18 protein-coding genes are annotated in these 16,942 nt (G+C 31.4%); 13 read left to right on the forward strand and 5 right to left on the reverse strand.

The window, feature by feature from the left end; translation table 11 throughout:
- Window positions 1-72: 72 nt before the first annotated feature.
- On the reverse strand, window positions 73-981 hold the full coding sequence (locus DEFDS_RS10025) for an RluA family pseudouridine synthase (protein WP_050742525.1): 909 nt from the start codon (window positions 979-981) through the stop codon (window positions 73-75).
- 152 nt (window positions 982-1,133) lie between these two features.
- Here DEFDS_RS10025 and rpsF point away from each other — a divergent pair, with 152 nt between their 5' ends.
- From rpsF to DEFDS_RS10075, 10 genes are all read left to right on the forward strand, one after another.
- On the forward strand, window positions 1,134-1,511 hold the full coding sequence (gene rpsF / locus DEFDS_RS10030; RefSeq protein WP_013008683.1) for a 30S ribosomal protein S6: 378 nt from the start codon (window positions 1,134-1,136) through the stop codon (window positions 1,509-1,511).
- A 1-nt stretch (window position 1,512) separates the two neighbouring features.
- On the forward strand, window positions 1,513-1,917 hold the full coding sequence (gene ssb / locus DEFDS_RS10035; protein WP_013008684.1) for a single-stranded DNA-binding protein: 405 nt from the start codon (window positions 1,513-1,515) through the stop codon (window positions 1,915-1,917).
- 22 nt (window positions 1,918-1,939) lie between these two features.
- On the forward strand, window positions 1,940-2,170 hold the full coding sequence (rpsR, locus tag DEFDS_RS10040; RefSeq protein WP_013008685.1) for a 30S ribosomal protein S18: 231 nt from the start codon (window positions 1,940-1,942) through the stop codon (window positions 2,168-2,170).
- 42 nt (window positions 2,171-2,212) lie between these two features.
- Window positions 2,213-3,088, forward strand: coding sequence for a DUF2232 domain-containing protein (locus DEFDS_RS10045; protein WP_013008686.1), 876 nt, complete (start codon window positions 2,213-2,215; stop codon window positions 3,086-3,088).
- On the forward strand, window positions 3,081-3,356 hold the full coding sequence (locus tag DEFDS_RS10050; RefSeq protein WP_013008687.1) for a DUF1844 domain-containing protein: 276 nt from the start codon (window positions 3,081-3,083) through the stop codon (window positions 3,354-3,356). The genes DEFDS_RS10045 and DEFDS_RS10050 overlap by 8 nt, the downstream gene beginning before the upstream one ends.
- A complete protein-coding gene (locus DEFDS_RS10055) occupies window positions 3,343-4,257 on the forward strand; it encodes a cation diffusion facilitator family transporter (protein ID WP_013008688.1) in 915 nt (304 codons plus the stop codon). Before DEFDS_RS10050 ends, DEFDS_RS10055 begins: the two co-directional genes overlap by 14 nt.
- 24 nt (window positions 4,258-4,281) lie before the next feature.
- Window positions 4,282-5,511: an LL-diaminopimelate aminotransferase gene (locus DEFDS_RS10060; RefSeq protein ID WP_013008689.1), complete on the forward strand. Its 1,230-nt coding sequence runs from the start codon at window positions 4,282-4,284 to the stop codon at window positions 5,509-5,511.
- Between the two features lie 215 nt (window positions 5,512-5,726).
- Window positions 5,727-6,659 carry a methionyl-tRNA formyltransferase gene (gene fmt / locus DEFDS_RS10065; protein WP_013008690.1) on the forward strand — a complete coding sequence of 311 codons (933 nt, stop codon included), beginning with the start codon at window positions 5,727-5,729 and terminating at the stop codon, window positions 6,657-6,659.
- 64 nt (window positions 6,660-6,723) lie between these two features.
- Window positions 6,724-7,581, forward strand: coding sequence for a zinc metalloprotease HtpX (htpX, locus tag DEFDS_RS10070; protein WP_013008691.1), 858 nt, complete (start codon window positions 6,724-6,726; stop codon window positions 7,579-7,581).
- The gene (locus DEFDS_RS10075) at window positions 7,571-8,725 is read left to right on the forward strand and encodes an RsmB/NOP family class I SAM-dependent RNA methyltransferase (RefSeq protein ID WP_041223738.1); all 1,155 of its coding nucleotides are present in this window, start codon (window positions 7,571-7,573) and stop codon (window positions 8,723-8,725) included. The genes htpX and DEFDS_RS10075 overlap by 11 nt, the downstream gene beginning before the upstream one ends.
- A gap of 146 nt (window positions 8,726-8,871) precedes the next feature.
- Here DEFDS_RS10075 and DEFDS_RS10080 read toward each other — a convergent pair whose 3' ends face one another.
- The 4 genes from DEFDS_RS10080 to DEFDS_RS10095 are packed head-to-tail and all read right to left on the reverse strand — an operon-like array spanning window position 8,872 to window position 11,935.
- Window positions 8,872-9,306, reverse strand: coding sequence for a TlpA family protein disulfide reductase (locus tag DEFDS_RS10080; RefSeq protein WP_013008693.1), 435 nt, complete (start codon window positions 9,304-9,306; stop codon window positions 8,872-8,874).
- Window positions 9,306-9,506, reverse strand: coding sequence for a sulfur carrier protein ThiS (gene thiS / locus DEFDS_RS10085; RefSeq protein ID WP_013008694.1), 201 nt, complete (start codon window positions 9,504-9,506; stop codon window positions 9,306-9,308). The genes DEFDS_RS10080 and thiS overlap by 1 nt, the downstream gene beginning before the upstream one ends.
- 10 nt (window positions 9,507-9,516) lie before the next feature.
- Window positions 9,517-10,323, reverse strand: a complete 807-nt coding sequence (thiF, locus tag DEFDS_RS10090) for a sulfur carrier protein ThiS adenylyltransferase ThiF (protein WP_041223992.1) — start codon at window positions 10,321-10,323, stop codon at window positions 9,517-9,519.
- Complete coding sequence (locus DEFDS_RS10095) at window positions 10,304-11,935, reverse strand: ComEC/Rec2 family competence protein (RefSeq protein WP_013008696.1); 1,632 nt, start codon at window positions 11,933-11,935, stop codon at window positions 10,304-10,306. Before DEFDS_RS10095 ends, thiF begins: the two co-directional genes overlap by 20 nt.
- A gap of 64 nt (window positions 11,936-11,999) precedes the next feature.
- Here DEFDS_RS10095 and mobB point away from each other — a divergent pair, with 64 nt between their 5' ends.
- The 3 genes from mobB to thiD are packed head-to-tail and all read left to right on the forward strand — an operon-like array spanning window position 12,000 to window position 16,886.
- The gene (mobB, locus tag DEFDS_RS10100) at window positions 12,000-12,626 is read left to right on the forward strand and encodes a molybdopterin-guanine dinucleotide biosynthesis protein B (RefSeq protein ID WP_013008697.1); all 627 of its coding nucleotides are present in this window, start codon (window positions 12,000-12,002) and stop codon (window positions 12,624-12,626) included.
- Window positions 12,626-16,108 carry a DNA polymerase III subunit alpha gene (locus DEFDS_RS10105; RefSeq protein ID WP_013008698.1) on the forward strand — a complete coding sequence of 1,161 codons (3,483 nt, stop codon included), beginning with the start codon at window positions 12,626-12,628 and terminating at the stop codon, window positions 16,106-16,108. Before mobB ends, DEFDS_RS10105 begins: the two co-directional genes overlap by 1 nt.
- Window positions 16,098-16,886: a bifunctional hydroxymethylpyrimidine kinase/phosphomethylpyrimidine kinase gene (gene thiD / locus DEFDS_RS10110; RefSeq protein WP_013008699.1), complete on the forward strand. Its 789-nt coding sequence runs from the start codon at window positions 16,098-16,100 to the stop codon at window positions 16,884-16,886. Before DEFDS_RS10105 ends, thiD begins: the two co-directional genes overlap by 11 nt.
- Window positions 16,887-16,942 lie beyond the last annotated feature (56 nt).

Here is a 16,942-nt window from a genome sequence, read left to right on the forward strand (position 1 = left end):
CACATCATTATAAAAGTGTCAACTATAAACATCGTTTTAATAAACATTCGTTAAATATTATGATTATCTATATCAGCTATTTGTATTTAGCGATCCCAAAAAAGCTTTCATATCTTCAGACATATCAATTTCAAATATTTTTTTCTCTTTAGTGAAAGGGCAATCAAATGCAAGATAATACGCATGTAAAGCCTGCCTTTCAAATCTAATTTTATTACTCAATTTATTTCCATAAACCTTGTCACCTATTATTGGACAACCCAAATATGAACAATGCACTCTGATTTGATGAGTTCTGCCTGTGTATATTTTTACATCTGCCAAAAAAATATTATCATACCTTTTTAGAACAGTTATTTTAGTTTTAGCATATCTTCCGTTTTCAACAACAGCCATTTTTTTTCTATCTACTGGGTGTCTCCCAATACTGTTTTCAACCAAAATTTCATCCCATTTTGGATTACCATAGCATATAGCCAAATACTTTTTATCCACTTCCCTCTCTTTAAACATTTCTGACATTTTTTCCCTTACATCTCTATTTTTAGCCACCAAAATTAAACCAGAAGTATCTTTATCCAGTCTGTGAACAATCCCTGGTCTCACATCATTATCATCATTTATTTGAAAATGATATAACAAAGCATTTACCAAAGTATTATCAAAATTGCCTGGTGCAGGATGAACACATAAACCTGCCGGTTTGTTTATAATCAAATAATACTGATTTTCATAAATGATATTAAGCGGAATATTAGCTGGTTTCAAATCAAGTTTTTCTTCTTGTGGGATTTTTACTAAAATTTCATCCCCTAAATTAACATTGTATGAAGGTTTAACAGTTTTATTATTAACTAAAACTAACCCTTTTTTTATAATTTTTGAACAGAAGCTTCTAGATTTTCCAATAACTTCAGACAAATACGTATCTATGCGCAAATCTGAAGTTTCGCAAGAAATCTCAATCTCTCTTTCGATCATAATCTTGATTTAATCCATTTTTTACTTAAAAGTAAAGTTGAATATTAATTATAAAGAAATTATTGACAAAGTACCGAACAACTGATAATAGCTACAACCACCTTGCTATGTGACAATAAGGGCACATGGCTAAAAAACCGTAAGGAGGAATAATGAGAGTATACGAAACACTATTTATCGTTAAGCCTGATTTATCTCAGGAAGATGCCAACAAAGTATTTGAGCAATTCAAAGAACTCATCGTAAAACACAATGGCAAAATTTTGCATGAAGAAGTTTGGGGCAAAAAAACACTCGCTTACAAAATTCAGAAATTTAGCGAAGGGTACTATTTCTTAATCAATTTTGAAGCAGAAGCTGATTTTCCTAAAGAATTAGAAAGAAGATTTAGATTAAACGAAAGTGTTATACGCTTTATAGTAATTAAAATCGATGGGAAAAAATTCAAATTGAGAAATCAACCTAAAAAAGAGGAAACTACTCCAGAAGAGCCAAAAGAGACAGTAGAAGAAGCTAAAAACGAGGAATAATATGGGATTTTTAAACAAAGTAATATTGCTGGGGAATGTGACAAGAAACCCTGAAGTTAGATATATCCCAGGTAGCGGTACTCCAGTGGCAACTTTTGGTCTTGCCGTAAATAGAAGGTATAAACAAGGTGATGAAACAAGAGAAGAAACCTGTTTTATAGATATTGTAGCATTTTCAAGACTAGCTGAATTTGCTGGTGAATATGTAGCCAAAGGGATATCCATCTTAGTAGAAGGAAGATTAAGCTATAGAACATGGGAACAAGATGGACAAAAAAGGAGCAAGCACGAAATTGTGGCTGAAAACATCCAGTTAGTTTGGAGAAAAGATAGAACTGCTGATGCATCTGACCTTTTGGATGATACAAACAGTGACACTTTTGATGAAGACGATATCCCATTTTAAGAAAAAATAAGGAGGAAAATATATGGCTGTAATTAGAAGAAGATTTCAAAGACAAAAAGTTTGCAAATTTTGCACAGAGCATATTGATATAGATTATAAAGATGCTAACTTATTAAAGCAGTTTACAACTGAGCGTGGAAAAATCATGCCAAGAAGATTAACAGGAACCTGTGCTAAGCATCAAAGAAGATTAGCAGATGCTATCAAAACTGCAAGGATAATGGCTTTACTACCTTTTACATTAAACAAATAATAATAATAGAAGGGGCTACCCCCTTCTTTCTTGATCTGAAAGATGATAAATCCTATTTCTATTTTTCACTTATTTGTAAGTTTCACATTATTTACATTTAATATTTATAACCCGTATTTTGGGCTTTTTTTAGGCCTTATATCACCACTTTTTTTAATTTTTTATTTTGATATATCCAAAAGCAACTTTAAGATTGAGCTAATTGTAGCTTTATTAATTTACGGTTATTTATTTAAAATAATCGCTTTATATTACATTTTATTTGTTTTACTCCCAGTAATATTTATTGTTAAAGGAAAAGAAAAAGCTGAATTCACTGCAGGGTTACCATCTTTAATTGTTACAATCATAATTATTTTGTTTTTACCAAATATAAGAGATATGTTTATCTCAACTATGATAAGTAATATCAATTCCTATTTAGAAATACTAAAAAGCAGTGCGCCGGTAGAGAAGCTTTTTTATATTGAAAAAATAAGTAAAAATGTAAATCAAATAGCTAAAATATTTGTTTATCTTATGCCCTCATTGAGTTATGGCTACATCGTTTTTATAACTTATATAAACAAACGTTTTTATTTGAGATTGAAAAAGCAAACAGTAAAGCCTTTTACTGTACCTTTCAAGTTTATTCCAATACTTGTAATAGGTGGGTTTCTTATTTTATCAAAATCGTTTTACACTAAAATGATATCATATAACACGTTGATCATCTTTTTCGTACTTTTCTTTTTACAAGGGATTGAAGTTTTGGAATACTGGTTGAAAAAAATGAAAATACCGTTAATTTTAAAATATTTAGTTTACTTTTTTGTCATATTAGAACCACCATTAACCGTAATTGTGAGTATTTTCGGTCTTTTTGACGTTTGGATAGATTTTAGAAAATTAAATAAAGTGGGAGGGGAAAATGGATGAAAAAAGCTATTTTGAAACACTATTTTTCTCTCTCGTGACCACTTTTGAAACAAACGCACTGATTGCAATGGGAAAAATTAGTAATCCTGTAACAGGTAAACTGGAAAAGGATTTAGATGCGGCAAAAATGAATATAGACATTTTAAGGATGATTAAAGATCGAACAAAAAATAATCTTTCTGAAAAAGAGGAAAAACATTTAACAGCAGCAATCACAAATTTAGAACTAAATTATGTTGAAGAGTTAAAACTGAATGGAAAAAGCTAACGCACCGAAAGTTGCAATAATAGTCGCTTTTTTTTTAGCATGCACTAAAGTTGCTTTTGGTTTTCTTGTTAATTCAATGGCAATTGTTTCTTCTGCTGCAGATTCCATATTAGACGTAATATCTTCATCCATTAACTATATTGCGATAAAAAAAGCTGAAGAACCTCCTGATGAAAAGCATCCATATGGACATGCAAAATTTGAATCATTGGCCACATATATTCAATCATTAATTATCCTTATATCAGGCGGTTTCATCCTTTATAAAAGTATAATAAAAATTATACATAAACAAGCAATAACAGACTTAAATACCGGTATCTACATTATGTTACTCTCCCTTATCACCACTTTTTTCTTAGTTTCATATTTAACACGTGTAGCCAAAAAAACAAAATCTTCAATAATTGAAGCTGATGCACTTCATTACAAAGTTGATATATTAAGTAATGCAGGGATTTTAGTGGCACTAATTATAATCAAGTTTACTAATTTTCAAATTATAGACCCTATCCTTTCAATGCTTGTTGCTTTCTATATAATATATTCTGCTATCAAGTTAAATATTAAAGTCAGTATGGATCTTTTGGATGCAGAAATCCCGCCTGAGATTAAAGAGGATATTTTAAACATATTAAAAGAGTTTGATGAATATCATCTTGATACGCATAAAATTAGAACACGTAAAGCAGGTAATAAAAAGTTTTTAGATATGCATATTACATTATGTAGAAATCTAAAATTAGAAGATGCTCACAAAATAACTCAACTAATAGAAAACAGACTCAAAGAAAATATTGAAGATTTAGATGTAACAATCCATATGGATCCATGCGATGTAAAAAATTGCCCAGGTTTTGACGCTTGCAATAATCACAAAATACGTTTAGATAAAATATAAATAAAACAAACAGTGGAGGATTGGATGAGAGAGTTTATGGAAAATGTAATAGCCGAAAGATTAGGCGGCAAAATGTTTGGAAAAGATACCAAAATTTACAAATTCGAAAAGATAAAAAGAGCAAAAAGAGCTGCAATGGAGGCTAACCCAGGAAAGGAGTTAATTGACCTTGGCGTTGGTGAACCAGACGATATGGCTGATATGAGTATTGTTAAAGTTTTACAAGAAGAAGCGACAAAAAAAGAGAATAGATTTTATGCTGATAACGGTATTCAAGAGTTTAAAGATGCAGCTGCAGAGTATATGAAAAAAAGATTTGGAGTAGATATTGATCCTGTAAAAGAGGTAAATCACGCCATTGGTTCTAAACCTGCTCTTGCTATGATACCATTTTGCCTTATAAATCCTGGCGATATTGCTCTTATGACTGTACCAGGCTATCCAGTAACTGGAACAATCACAAAATATTTGGGTGGAGATGTTTATAATCTACCATTAACAAAGGAAAACAGCTTCTTACCAGATCTAGATAGTATCCCTGAAGACATCAGGAAAAGGGCTAAAATCCTTTATTTAAATTACCCAAATAACCCCACTGGTGTTTTAGCACCAAAAGAGTTTTTTGAAAAAGTTGTTAAATTTGCAAAAGAAAATAATATTGCAGTAATACATGATGCTGCATACATAGAGCTCACTTATGGAGAAAGACAGCCATCATTTTTAGAAGTAGAAGGTGCTAAAGAGGTAGGTGTAGAGATTCATTCGCTTTCAAAATCTTATAATATGACCGGTTGGAGAATGGCTTTTGTATGTGGTAACGAATTGCTTGTACAGGCTTTTGCAACTGTCAAAGATAACAACGATTCTGGACAGTTTATACCAATTCAAAAAGCTGCAGCATATGCATTAAGACACCCAGAATTAATAGACAATGTAAGAGAAAAGTATCAAAGAAGACTAAATGCACTTGCAAATGTTTTGAAAGATTTAGGTTTTTATGTAAACGAACCAAAAGGGACATTTTACTTATATTTTGAAATTCCAAAAGGGACAAAAAGTGGTAGGACATTTAACAGTGCTGAGGAGTTTTGCGATTATTTAATAAGGGAAAAGTTGATATCATCAGTTCCTTGGGATGATGCTGGCCATTATTTAAGATTTACCGTTACTTTTGAAGCTAAGGATTTAGATGATGAAAAAAGAATTATTGACGAAGTAGCTAAAAGATTATCTGAAGAAAAATATATTTTTTAACAAATTGAGGTCTTTGCAAGTGGTTTAACCAGTTCAAATTTGTATAAAAATGAGATTGCTTCGTCGATTTTGCTCCTCGCAATGACGTGAAAACATCAGTCATTGCGAGCGTAGCGAAGCAATCTATGATGGCATTTTATATATTATATAAAGTAGTTACAAAAATAACGGTGGTTACCCGTTTGCCTTTATTAATAATAGACAGGAGATAAAAAATGAATGTTGTTTTTATGGGAACACCTGAAATTGCTGTGCCAACATTAAAAGAACTAATTGATAATGATATAAATGTGAGTCTTGTAGTTTGCCAGCCGGATAAACCTAAAGGAAGAGGTAAGAAACTCACACCCCCTCCTGTAAAAGAGTTTGCTTTACAACATAATCTTGAAGTTTATCAACCAGACAAAATTAAAAATAATCAGGAAGCTTATGATAAAATTAAATTCTGTAATCCAGATTTCTTAGTAGTAGTAGCATATGGAAAAATTTTACCAAAAGAAATACTTGATGTCCCTAAAAAAGGACCAATCAATGTTCATTTTTCACTCTTACCAAAATATCGCGGAGCAGCACCTGTAAACTGGGCTATCATAAATGGTGAAGAAAAAACTGGTGTAACAACTATGCTTATGGATACAGGGCTCGACACAGGTGATATCCTTTTAAAAGAAGAAACTTTTGTTGATAAAAAAACTGCTCCAGAATTATTAGATGAGCTATCCATTACTGGGGCAAAGCTACTAATCAAAACATTGACAAATTTTGATGACATTACGCCTATAAAACAGGATGATGAGCAGGCAACTTATGCTCCTATTCTAAAAAAAGAGGATGGGATAATAAACTTTGATGAAGATGCCACTATTATTGAAAGAAAGATAAGAGGGCTTCAACCATGGCCATCAGCGTACACCTATTTAAATGGAAAGATACTGAAAATTTTTGAAGCAGATGTTGTAAAAGATAATACTGAGGTTGAACCTGGAACAATTTTTGATATCACCAAAAAAAACTTTAAAGTTAAATGCAAAAGTGATGCGTTAGTTATAAAAGAATTGCAATTTGAAGGGAAAAAACGTATGAATACAGCAGCGTTTTTAAGTGGCTATAAATTAGAGAACGGTTTAAAACTTGGCAAAAACTCTTGAACCAAAAATAAGTTTTTCTATCTTTAATTAAAAACAGAACCAATTTTAAGGAGGAGTAAACAATATGAATCTAAATACGATTAAAACAGCTCTACTTTTAGGGTTGTTAACTGTGTTATTTATATTTATCGGAGGGCTATTAGGCGGTAGAACAGGAATGATGATAGCATTCATTTTTGCATTAGGTATGAATTTCTTTTCTTACTGGTTTAGCGACAAAATTGTATTATCCCTTTATAGAGCAAAACAGGTAACAGAATCTGAAGCTCCAAGACTTTATGCAATAGTGAGAAGGCTGACACAAAAAGCTGGTCTACCAATGCCAAAAATTTATATTATTCAGTCCCCTACCCCAAATGCTTTTGCTACAGGTAGAAACCCAAGTCATGCTGCAGTAGCTGTAACAACAGGTATATTAGAACTACTTGATGAAGATGAGCTCGAAGGGGTTATAGGACACGAACTTGCCCACATCTATGGTAGAGATATCCTTATTTCCACAATAGCAGCAAGTATTGCTGGAGCTGTTATGATGCTTGCAGATTGGGCTAGATGGGCATTTATTTTTGGTGGATTTCGATCAGATGATGATGATAATCCTGTTGGAGCTTTTGCTGCATTAATTGCAATGATTATAGCTCCCATTGCGGCACTTTTGATACAGATGGCTGTATCTAGATCAAGAGAATATCTTGCAGATGAAAGAGGTGCAAAGCTCACAGGCAAACCTCTGGCTCTTGCTAACGCTCTTAGAAAAATAGCTTACGGTGTGCAAGCAGCACCTATGGATGCTAACCCTGCAACAGCTCACATGTTTATCATGAACCCACTTTCAGGCCGAAATATATTAAACCTTTTTTCTACTCACCCACCAGTTGAAGAGCGAATAAAACGACTTGAACAAATGGCCTATGCCAGATAAAAATAGGAGGAGGCTTTTTAACCTCCTCCTTTCTTTTTTTAAAGGGGAATTAAAAGAAGATTTTTTTCATGACTCACCATATAGAAAATTTTATAGAAAAATATACTTTGAAACATTTAAACATCTTGGTTTCATTCAATACATTTTGACTAGTTATCTAAAAAAAGAAACACCGATAGAATCGATAGCAGCACTTACATTAGGCACAGCACAAATCCTTTTTTTATCTGATATCCCTGAATATGCTGCTGTAAATGAATCGGTAAACCTTGTAAAAGGGAAACAAAAATCACTTGTTAATGCTGTTTTAAGAAGAATAGCTTCAAATAAAGAAGCTATTCTAAAGCAATACTCAATATTATATGATTTCCCTGAATATTTTATCGATAGATGGAAAAACAAATTTAATAATCAAGAAGACTTTGAAAAGTTTTTAAAATCTATACATGAAAAACCTGAATATTATCTACTTGAAGTAGACACATTAAAACCAACTCCATACTTTGAAGATTTTGATAAAAAAAGATATTACCCAATGGATATAAACTCACAAAGAATACCTTTACTTTATGAAGTTAAAAACCCTCAAAAAATATTAGATTGCTGTGCTGCACCAGGCGGTAAAACAATTATTTTATCAAAAAAGTACCCAGAATCAAAAATAACTGCTATGGACAAATCAAGAGAAAGATTAATACTTTTAAAAAATAACATAAAAAACTTTTCATTAGAAAATGTAACACCAATACTTGCAGATTTCTTAGATTATAAATTTAATGAAAAATTCGACTTTATACTTCTCGATGCTCCTTGCACATCACTTGGAACCATCAGAAAACATCCTGAAGTAGTATGGCTTAAAAACGATAAAGATATAAATAAAATGTCTAAAATTCAAAAAAGATTTTTGGATAAAGCGTTATCTCTCTTAAATAATAATGGGATATTAATCTACAGTGTCTGCTCACTTGAAAAAGAGGAAGGGATTAATAATATAAACTATATTATAAACAAATATAAAAATGTAAAACTTTTAAAACCTACCATCCCTTTAAATTCAGAAGAAAAAGACTTTTTCTATACACCTTTTCATTTATCAAAAGGGGATGGTTTTTTTGCAGCAGTTCTAACAAAAACTGAATAAATTATTATAACCTACCAATAGGACAATAATAATTGCTCAAGTTTTCCAGTTTGCTTCGCTACCGCTCGCAAAGACGAAAGATGGTGGTCATTGCGAGGAGCTTTAGCGACGAAGTAGTCTTAAAGTTAGTCTATTGTTCATATACTTTATTCTTTAAGCATTTCTAAAATTTCATCAAATGTTTTGTAACCAGGTGCGATATCAACGAGTTCCCCTTTTTTATTGTAAACTGCAGTTATTGGTACAAATCTCGCGTTAATATGGTTTACTAATTCCTCCGAAGCCAAGTAAAAGGGGTAATTAACATTTAGTTTTTTATACGCTCGTTTTGCGCTGCTTTCAATTTTGTCAATTGCAACAAGAATAACATTTATATTTTTTTTGCTCAAAAACAGATTATTTTCATGCAACTCTTTTATCTCTTTTTTACAATATGGACAGTATGAAGCCCAAAAAACAACTATTACATCTGATTTTTCCCCTTTTATTATCCCTTCATATTCTTTCACAGAAAGCCTATTTGATGAATAGGAAATATCAGCAATAAAAATAATCAACAATAAAATTAAATATTTTTTCATTAACCACCTCCAACAAATTGAATCAACTCCAAAACATCACCATCTTTTAACACTATACTATCATAATTTTTTTTATCTAATACTTCACCATTGTATTCTATGACAATTCTATCAACATTAAGTTTTAAATTATTAATAATATCTGCAACTGTTTGATTATCTTCAACTATCTTAGTTTTGCCATTTATTTTTATCTCCATTAACACACCTCTAATCTTTTAACAAACCAAGTAGATATCTAATCACTAAATTTGCTTGCATATTGGCTGCTACTGCAACTCTTGTAGCCATCAACCCTTCCCCTGGCTTTGCTTCATTTATAAAGTCACCAACAATATAAACATTCTTACCAATCCTTTCAACCCTTAATAGCGAAGTATCGTGCACCCCAGCAACCCCACTTGCACCAATTATAATCTTATCAGGAAAAAGTTTCATACACGATTTTATAAGCATAGCTTTCGTTTCAGCCTTATCAAAGGCCTCAACTATAACATCAACATCATCAAATAAATCTTTAACATTATTTTCATCTACTAATACATCAATAGCATCATATGTAATATAAGGATTAACTCTCAATAAAGTTTCCAACAATGCTTCTGTTTTTTTCAACCCTATTTGATCTATAAAATAATATTGTCTATTTAAATTTGATGGTTCCACCACATCAAAGTCTATTAACCTTAAAAATCCAACGCCCATTCTTGCTAAAGAAACAGCAATATTAGAACCAAGACCACCAAGACCAGTAATAGCCACTCTCCCTTTTTTCAATTTTTCATGTACACCTGGGGTATGCCTTGCCACCATCAAGTATTCAAGCTCTTCTTTAGATGGCTTTTCACCTCTTTTAATAAAAACCACTTTATCTCCGGATTTAAGCCTTATATCTGTATTAACAATATGACCATTATAAATTATAATATCTGCATCAGGTTTTAAATTACCCTTTAACTGATAAAGTGTTATCTCATCATCAATTTCATATTCTTTCTCATTTACAAAAATCTTCATCATAACTTAAGCTCCCGTTAATAATAGTAACACACCTAGTATTGTATAGCTCTATTATATTGTTTGACTTTACTATATTTCTATAAATTATATAAAGTTTATCTTTTAAAGGTGTATTTATTGAATTTGACCTTGTCATATAAACTATCTCACAATTTGGTTTATTTCCATTTATACAAATCTTTTCTATACTAAAATTCCTATATTTCAAATAGTAATTATTACCATCATAAATAAATATTTCTCCATTATCAAAGACTTTATTTCCATATCTTGCAACAATAGGTAAAAACTTATATTTGAAGTCATTATAAAAACCTTTAAAAAAAACTTGAGTAGGCTCCCTTAAATCTACAAACCCCTTTGATCTCACCATATTTGGAAAAATTATTATATTTTCTTGCTTCATGTTGATAAAAGGGATCAAAAAAGCCAGCAAAAGTATCCATATTTTTCTAAATTTTATAAAAAGAGCTATCAACATTATCAAAACAATAAACAGTAAAACATCAATCTTATGCAAAATAAAAAATGAGTAACTAAAATTATATAAAGTACTCACCAGCTTTTCTATCAATAGCTCTATCTGTTCAACAGATGGGATTATAAAATTAATTCCCAATGGCAAAAACAATCCCAATACAAGCAAAATATAGATAAACGGCAGCACCAAAAACGTATTAATTACTCCTAAATAATTAAAGTTTCCAAAAAAATATAAAATAAAAGGCATAGTAAATGCTGTTGCAGCTATAGGAACTGCTATAAATTGATACCTTTTGAGACTACTTACAACTAAAATTATACCAAAAACAGCTGAAAAGGATAAAATAAATGAAATATCAAATAACGTTTCTGGTGATAATAGGATAAATAATCCACAAAGAAACAGTGCCAATTTCAACAAGCTAGTTTTAACGTCTAAAAATAATGCAACAAATATAATTATTGCAAAAGTAGCAGCTCTTATGACTGTGATTTTAAATCCTGTCAAAATAATAAAAATAATTAATGATAACGAAACAATCAAATATCTAAATTTAACAGGCAAAAATGAAAACAGAAAATAAATTATAGAAATTATAAGCCCCACATGCAAACCAGAAATTGCCAATAAATGATAAACACCCGTGATTATAAACTTATCCTTTAAATCACTACTCAGATAATCTCTATTTCCAAATAGCGCTGCCTGTAAAATTTTTATATTACCAGCAGATAAAATGTAAAGCTTCCTGCAGACCTTATTCCGCTTTTTAATAATCTTGGAAATAACTGGTATATAGATAATTTTATCACCATAAATTATCTCACCACCTTTAAGCTCCGCCTTAGGAACCCCTCTTTTTGCATCGTCAAAATAGATATTTTTAGCTTCAGTAATAACCTGAATCTTTGGTAAAAAAATATTAAAAACAACAATTAAACTTAGAAAAATAAAGTAAGCTTTACTTTTTATGAAAAATCTTAAACCAAGTGCAATAAAAATTAGGTATAAAAATAAATAAAAGTTTTTTTGTTGTATATCAAAAAGATGTGCGAAATATCCACATATAATGGAAAATAAAAGAAAAATCTCAGTTTTAAATTTAAGACTTGATAACTTTATCATCTAATTTTATAACCTTTAAACACATTATAAAGATAATTTATATTATACCTTATTTGGAGTTAATATGAATAAGAAATTTCCACCACTTTTTACTTTTGTGGGTAGTTCAGGCAGTGGCAAAACAACATTTATCGAAAATCTTATACCAATTTTTGTTGATAAAGGGTTAAAAGTTGGTGCTATAAAGCATGATGCACATAAATTTGAAATTGATAAACCTGGGAAAGATTCCTACAGATTAAAACATGCTGGTGCAAAACAGGTATTGATATCATCAAAAGAAAAAATAGCAGCGGTTATTGATACAAATAGAGACATCCCCTTAAAAGAGCTAATTTTAAAATACTTTACAGAGTGTGACATAATCATAACTGAAGGATATAAAAAAAGTAGTATCCCTAAATTTGAAGTTTACAGAATTGCAAACGGTAAAAACCCTTTATGCTTAAATGATGAAACTTTGATAGGGGTTATCACTGATAGTAATATCAATACAAATGTTAGAAAATTCTTATTAAATGATTACGAAAAAGTTGCAGAATATATTTTAACAATTGCAAATATACAAGATATAGATATAGAAATCAATTGCGATGATGAAATTTTAAAAAACATATTAATAGATAAATGTAAAAATCTAAAATTTTTCAGTCACGTACAAAAAATAAAGATAAATGTGGAGTTTGATTGATGAGTAAAGATTTTGTCCATTTACACCTCCACACACAATATTCATTGTTAGATGGAGCAATCCATATTTCAGAACTTATGCAAAAATTGAAAGAAAACGGTAGTAAAGCCGTAGCCATCACCGATCATGGAACAATGTATGGGATAGTGGATTTCTATACTCAGGCATTAGCAAATGATATAAAACCGATAATAGGATGTGAGGTCTATGTAGCCCCGGATTCAAGATTTAATAAAAACTATGATAAAAAAGAGGATAAAAATTATCACTTAGTCCTATTAGCTCAGACTAATACAGGATTGAAAAATCTTCAATATTTAGTTTCAAAAGCCCATATTGAAGGGTTTTATTATAAACCACGAATTGATAAAGAGCTTCTTGCAAAACATTCAAAAGGGTTAATTGCCCTATCCGCTTGCTTAGCTGGTGAGCCTGCAAGAAAGCTATTAAACGAAGGGTATGAAGCAGCAAAAAAAGCGGCTCTTGAGTACTATGAAATTATGGGGAAAGATAACTATTTTTTAGAAATCCAAGACAATGGAATTAATGAACAAAATTTAGTTAATAAAAAATTAATAGAGATATCCAAAGAGACAGGAATACCACTTGTAGCAACCAACGATTGCCACTTTTTAAACAGAGAAGATTATTATTCTCATCAAGTTTTAATGTGTATTCAATATCAGCAAACTTTAAATGACCCAAATAGAAGAGATTCTCACTCATCAGAACTTTATGTAAAATCACCCAAAGAAATGTGGAAATCCTTTAATGAAGTTGAAGAAGCTTTAATAAACACTGTTAAAATTGCCGAAAGATGTAATGTCTCAATGACATTTGGTGAATTACATCTTCCTGTATATGATGTTCCGGAAGGATACACTTTAAAAACCTATTTAGAACATATCTCAAAAGAAGGGCTTCATAAAAGACTTGCAAAAGTGCCATTAGAATTACACTCAAAATATTACGAAAGATTAGAATACGAACTTAAAATAATACACGAAAAAGGGTATGACGGTTATTATCTAATAGTTTGGGACTTTATAAATTATGCAAGAAAAAATAAAATACCAGTTGGCCCTGGTAGAGGCTCTGGTGCTGGTTCTCTTGTAGCCTATGCCGTAGGGATTACAGATATTGATCCTATAAAATATAAACTACTTTTTGAAAGATTTTTAAACCCAGAACGTAAAAGCATGCCCGACTTTGATATCGACTTCTGTATGAATAGAAGGGAAGAAGTAATTGATTATGTGAGAAATAAATATGGGCATGATAGAGTAGCTCAAATCATCACTTTTGGTAAATTGCTTGCAAGAGGTGTTATAAGGGATGTTGGAAGAGTATTGGAAATCCCATTAAAAACTGTGGACAAAATAGCCAAAATGATCCCTGAAAAGCCAGGCCTCACTTTGAAAAAAGCGCTGGAAATGGATTCAGAATTAAAACCAAATATAGAAAGTATAGAAAAGGGGAAAGAGCTTTTAGATCATGCACTAAAATTAGAAGGATTACTAAGAAACGCAGGGATGCACGCAGCAGGTGTGGTAATTGCTGATAAACCACTGGTAGAATATGTACCTCTTTGTAAGGGGCAAAATGATGAAGTAGTAACTCAATTTGAAAAGGATACACTTGAAAAAGTTGGGCTAGTTAAATTTGACTTTTTAGGATTAAAAAACCTCACAGTAATAGATTATGCATCTAAACTGATAAGAGAAACAAAAGATTCAGATTTTGACATATCCTCAATCCCATTAGATGACAAAAAAACCTTTGAACTTTTATCAAGTGGAGAAACAACAGGTGTATTCCAGCTTGAAAGTAGCGGGATGAAAAACCTTCTCAAAAAATTAAAACCAACAACCTTTGAAGATATAATAGCCTTAGTGGCCCTTTATAGACCTGGCCCTATTGGTAGTGGGATGCTTGATGACTTTGTAAAAAGAAAACATGGTCTTCAAGAGGTTACTTACCCATTACCTGAGTTAGAGGAGATATTAAAAGAGACTTACGGTATTATTGTTTATCAAGAACAGGTAATGCAGATTGCCCAAATTGTTGCTGGATACTCACTTGGAAGTGCGGATTTACTTAGAAGAGCAATGGGTAAGAAAAAACCAGAAGAGATGGCAAAACATAGAGAGATATTCCTTTATGGTGATGAAAAATTAGGGATAGAAGGCGCTGTAAAAAGAGGTTTTGATGAAAAAATAGCTTCAGAGATTTTCGATTTAATGGCAAAATTTGCAGAATACGGATTTAACAAAAGTCACTCTGCAGCTTATGCAATGGTGAGTTATCAGACTGCATATCTTAAAGCTCATTACCCTGTTGAATATATGGCAGCACTTTTATCAAATGAACTTGAAAAAGGGGATAAAGTAGTTGGTTTTATTGATGAATGTAAAAAAATGGGGATAAAGGTTTTAAAACCTGATATAAACGAATCATTTAGAGATTTTATCATAACTGGTGATTCTATCAGATTTGGATTAGGCGCTATAAAAAATGTAGGTTTTGGAGCAATAGATGAAATCATAAAAGAGAGAAAAACAAATGGTAAATACAAGAGTATTTATGACCTCTGTAAACGTGTAGACCTCAGAACAGTCAACAGAAAAGTACTTGAATCTCTCATCAAGGCCGGAGCACTTGATTCTTTCGGCAAAAACAGAAGACAGCATCTTCAGGTACTCGATGATGCCATTGAAAGCGGACAAAAAGAGCAGCAACTAAAAAATGAAGGTATCATTACCATAGAAGATATTTTAAAAGAGAATGGGATAGATGAGATTGAAGAGGAACATTATCCAGATGTTGAAGAAATGCCAGAAAACGAGCTATTAAAGTTTGAAAAAGAGGTTTTAGGATTTTATCTCACAAATCACCCTTTAGTAAATTATTCAAATATTCTTGATATTTTTACTAAAAGATCCAGCGATATCGAGACTACTGATGAGAATAATTTAATAATGGTAGGAGGAATTGTAAAAGGGGTTAAAAATTATATCACAAAAACAAACGAAAGGATGGCATTTGTAACTTTAGAAGATTTAGAAGGAACAATGGATGTGGTCGTGTTCCCTAAACTTTATAAAGAGAATGTAAGGCACTTAGTTGAAGACGCTATAATAATTGTTAAAGGTGTTGTCAATTTTAAAGATGACACATATTCTATCGTAGCAGAAGAGATTTTTGGTATAGAAGAAGCTTTTGAAGAATTAATAAACGGTGTAAAACTAAAAATTACCTCAACAGGATTCAATAAAAAGCTATGTCAAGAACTAAAAAATGTAATCCTAAAAGAAAAAGGGGAGAAAAAACTTTTCTTTGAAGTCAGTGTTCCTAAAAAAGGGGTGGTTACTCTTGAAGCTTCTGAAGACTTTAAAATTTCACCCACATTAGCTTTTTTTAAACAGATAGATGGTATATTAGGTGAAAATAGATATGAGGTAATAGTAGAAAATGGGCAATAGTATCCCCGTTGTTTTGACAATAGCAGGCTCTGATGGTAGTAGTGGAGCTGGAATACAAGCTGATTTAAAAACCTTTTCGGCTTTAGGTGTCTATGGCCTTACGGTAATAACAGCAATCACAATCCAAAACACCAGACAGGTAAAACAAATTCATCCTGTCTCTTTAAATTTATTAAAAGAGCAATTGGATATCCTTTATGCAGATTTTGATATCTCTTATGTAAAAATTGGGATGCTTGCAACCAAGGACATTGCTGAGTTTACTCTAAATTATTTAAAAGAAAAAAATAGCAAATATATTATCGATCCAGTACTTAAATCATCTTCCGGAACCCCTCTTTTTGAAGGGAATGCTGAAAAAATAGTAAATGGTGCGTATCTAATCACACCAAATTTAGATGAAGCCTCTATTTTAGCAGAGGTAAAAATTCAAACCATAGAAGATATGGAACAAGCTGCTAAATTAATTTACAATCAAGGGGCACAAAATGTTCTTTTAAAAGGTGGGCACTTAAAAGGGGATAAAGCTATAGATATTCTTTACGATGGAAAAGGGTTTGAATATTTCATAGCAGACAAGATAAAAACCAAAAATACCCATGGGACTGGTTGTACATTATCTTCTGCCATAACATCATATCTTGCTAGAGGTGAAAATCTTGTAATATCCATTAGAAAAGCTAAAGAATTTTTGCTAAAATCGATGCAAAGAGCTAAAGGACTAAATTTAGGAAAAGGTAGAGGACCTTTAATACATTTTGAGGATGTGGCACAATAAAAAAATAACATTTTGAGATTGCTTCGCTACGCTTGCAATGACAGCAAAACAGTCAT

It is taken from the genome of Deferribacter desulfuricans SSM1 (assembly GCF_000010985.1).
In the GTDB taxonomy this organism is placed as follows: domain Bacteria; phylum Chrysiogenota; class Deferribacteres; order Deferribacterales; family Deferribacteraceae; genus Deferribacter; species Deferribacter desulfuricans.